Source organism: Alcanivorax sp. HI0044 (genome assembly GCF_001634945.1).
In genome coordinates, this window is sequence record NZ_LWEZ01000636.1 from 1 (window position 1) to 3,570 (window position 3,570).

Consider the following 3,570-nt stretch of genomic DNA (forward strand, 5'->3'; position numbering starts at 1 on the left):
GACACGCATGCCCTGAACAAATTTCGATTCCTTGCCCAGACGTTCCAGCAGATCGCCGATCTGGGGGCCGCCGCCGTGCACGATCACCGGGTGGATGCCGATTTGTTTCATCATCACCACGTCACGGGCGAAGCTGTTCTTCAGCTCCTCGTTCTCCATGGCGTTACCGCCGTATTTGATCACCACGGTGGTGCCGGAAAAACGCTGAATGTAGGGCAGCGCCTCAATCAGAATCCGGGCGGTGTCGTGGGCACTGTTGGTGTCCATGGAGTCTTCTCCTTGAATAGGGGCCTGCACGCGATGCAGTACACGCAAGCACGCCAAATCGTAGCGGTCAGGTTGCATCGGCGCACTCTGCTGCGGGCCGAGCTGTGTGGCGGAGATGGCATTGTGGCCATTTCCGCCTTACGAATGCTGGCGATTATACGCGCTGGCGTGCCGCTTGTTACGTTTTGCGTGCGGCTAACTTGATCAAAACGGCAGTGTCAGGCTCTCATCCACAGCTTGCAGGTGTTTGCGGAACTGGCCTTTGACCCGTTCCAGTGCCTCTTCGTCGCGGCCTTCGAAGCGTGCCACCAGTGAGGGTGTGGTGTTCGAGGCGCGCACCAGCCCCCAGCCATCGGGGAAGTCCACGCGGAGTCCGTCGATGGTGGTGGGGCGGCCACCGGCGAACTGCTCGGCGCGGGCCATAAGGGCGTCGATCAGCGCAAACTTGTTGTCATCGCTGGCATCAATATAGAGCGCCGGGGTGGTGATGCCGGTCTTAAACTGGTCGAACACCTGGCCGGCGGTGTCGTCCTGCAGGGAGAGAATTTCCAGTAGCCGGGCGCCGGCATAGGCGCCGTCGTCACAGCCGAACCAGCGGTCGGCGAAGAAGATATGCCCGCTGATTTCACCGGCCAGGGCGGCGCCGCTTTCCTTCATTTTGGCCTTGATCAGCGAGTGCCCGGTTTTGTACATCAAGGGGCGGCCGCCGTTCTTGCGGATAACGGCGGGCAGGGCGCGGCTGCATTTCACGTCGAACAGGATGTCGGCGCCGGGGCTGCGGCCGAGCAGGTCCTTGGCGAACAGCATGAGCAGGCGGTCCGGCCAGATGATTTCGCCGCTGTTGGTGACCACGGCCACGCGGTCGCCGTCGCCGTCGAACGCCAGGCCCAGGTCCAGCTCTTCCTGCTGGACGATACGGATCAGGTCGGCCAGGTTGTCCGGGTTGCCGGTGTCCGGGGCGTGGTTGGGGAAGTTACCGTCGATCTCGGTGTACAGCGGCGTCACGTCGCAGCCCAGTTGGGTGAACAGCCGCGGGGCCAGTTCGCCGGTGACGCCGTTGCCGCAGTCGATGGCAATTTTCAGGGGCCGGGCCAGCACGATGTCGTTGGCGATATCGTTCAGGTAGCGGTCGCTGATATCACGCTCTTCTTCGTGGCCGCTGCCTTCGCTGAAGGCCTTGTTCTGGATGCGTTGCTTGAAGGCCTGAATGCGATCGCCGTGCAGGGTTTCGCCGTTCATGACGATTTTCAGGCCGTTATGTTGCGATGGATTGTGGCTGCCGGTGAGCATGATGCCGGTTTGGGTTTCCAGTACTTCGGTGGCGTAGTAGAGCACCGGGGTGGGCACCAGCCCTAAGTTGACCACGTCGCGGCCGGATTCCAGCAGGCCCTTGATCAGTGAGCGGCTTAACTCCGGGCTGGACAGGCGGCCATCGCGGGCCACCAGCACGGTTTGTTGGCCCTGTTCGCCGGCTTCGGTGCCAATGGCGCGGCCCAGCAGGTAAACGCCCTGGGCGGTGAGGGTGTCGCCGGCCACGCCACGGATATCGTAGGCGCGGAAAATACTGTCCGGCAGGGACTCGCCGCCGTTGTCGTCATCCATCAGCAGAATGCTGTCGTCGTCGCTTTCTTCCACTATCAGGGCATCGGGTTTGGCGGTGGCCTGGGGGCGTGCGGGGCCGGCGCGGTCGCGCAGTTTTTTGGCCAGGCGGGCGGAGGCCTCGTTGACACTGGTGAAGAGCGGAAAATGAAAATGGTCGCGGGCAGTGACGCCGGGTTGGCGCGTGAGCTCATCGCTGTAGCGAATCAGTTCGGCGGCGTCCTGGCGCAGGGCCCGGGTCAGCAGCCGGTTCACCAGCAGGGTGCACAGCAGGATGACGACTACACCCAGGGCGATGCCCAGGGTGGCGACGATCAGGCTGTTGTCGTCGGGGGCGCGCAGGGTCAGGGTAACCTGAACCGGGCCCTGGCTGACCTGGGCGGTGCCGCCACTGGCCTGTTGTTTGTTATCGAACAGGGGGCTGCCGCCGTAGGTTATGCTGAGTGCGCTGCCTTCCGGCATGGCGGTGCGCAGGGTGGCGGCCAGTGGGGCCAGAGACTGGGTGAGCAGCAGGGTGCCGGTCTGGTTTTTGGTGGCGCGGGCCATGACCAGCTGAGGTGTTTTGCCGGCAATGATCACCGGGCCGGGTTCTTGCCCCAGGCGGACGTTCTTGAGCAGTTCCTGGGCGGTGTAGCTGAACTGGGCGGTGTCTGCGCCGCGACGGGGAACAAGCTGCACGGTGGCATCGGGAAGCCACTGGTTCTGGTGTACGTTAAAGCTGGACAGGTTGCCGTCGGAGAGCGCCTTGTTCACATCGTTGCGGTCGCTGAGGATCTCCAGCTGCTGGCGGGAGGCCTGGATGGTGTTGTTCGCCTGGCTGGCCAGTGATTGGGCCAGCAGCCGGGCCTGGGCGTTCTGTTGCTCGGGCTGCAACTGGCTGGCTTGGTAGGCGTAGAGGCAGCCGGTGGCGGCGACCACGGCCACGATGCCGGCGGCAACCAGAGGCAGTAGCTGCTTCATGGCGCTGGTGGACTTGCCTTGCTTGTTGTCGTTCTTGTTCCCCATATCCCCTCCGCTTGCCCGGCGCTGCCACGGTATTATTGTGGTTGGGTCGTGGTGCGCGCTGTGGTGCGTGCTTGTGCTGCTGTGGTTGTTGTTGTTTGTCTGGTGTTTTTCTGTGTCGGGCCTCAGTGCCGCCCGCTGTGACCGAAACCGCCTTCGCCCCGTTCGCTGGCGCTGAAGCTTTCCACCTGCTCCAGCTCTACCTGCATGACCGGCACGATCACCAGTTGGGCGATGCGCTCACCGGGCTCCAGGGTGAAGGGCTGTTGCCCCCGGTTCCAGCAGGACACCATCAGCTCGCCCTGGTAGTCGGAGTCGATCAGCCCCACCAGATTGCCCAGCACGATGCCGTGCTTATGGCCCAGACCGGAGCGCGGCAGGATCATGCCGGCGTAGCCCGGATCGTCAATGAAAATGGACATGCCGGTGGGCAGCAGCTCGGTATCCCCGGGTTGCAGTGTCATCGGTTCCTTGACCATGGCGCGCAGGTCCAGCCCGGCGGAGCCGTCGGTGGCGTAATGAGGCAGAGGAATGCTGTCGCCAAGGCGGGCGTCGAGTACCCGGTATTGCAGTTTCATTGATCAGTTCCTGATTAAACGCCGGACGCCAAAAGCCTGAGGCCAGACAAACATCAAAACAGGCGTTTCAACGTGGATCCGGTGTTTGGCGTCTGGCGTCCGGCAGACTTTACTGTTTGTCAGG

General features: G+C 63.0%; 3 protein-coding genes. All 3 read right to left on the minus strand.

What is annotated here, in order from left to right; all coding sequences use genetic code 11:
• On the minus strand, positions 1-267 hold a 267-nt coding region (gene argB, locus A3730_RS07720; protein WP_197477361.1), incomplete at its 3' end, for an acetylglutamate kinase.
• A 204-nt stretch (positions 268-471) separates the two neighbouring features.
• The gene (locus tag A3730_RS32965) at positions 472-2,871 is read right to left on the minus strand and encodes a phosphomannomutase/phosphoglucomutase (protein WP_063537843.1); all 2,400 of its coding nucleotides are present in this window, start codon (positions 2,869-2,871) and stop codon (positions 472-474) included.
• A 122-nt stretch (positions 2,872-2,993) separates the two neighbouring features.
• Positions 2,994-3,446 carry a dUTP diphosphatase gene (gene dut / locus A3730_RS07730; protein WP_063519827.1) on the minus strand — a complete coding sequence of 151 codons (453 nt, stop codon included), beginning with the start codon at positions 3,444-3,446 and terminating at the stop codon, positions 2,994-2,996.
• Between the last annotated feature and the right edge of the window lie 124 nt (positions 3,447-3,570).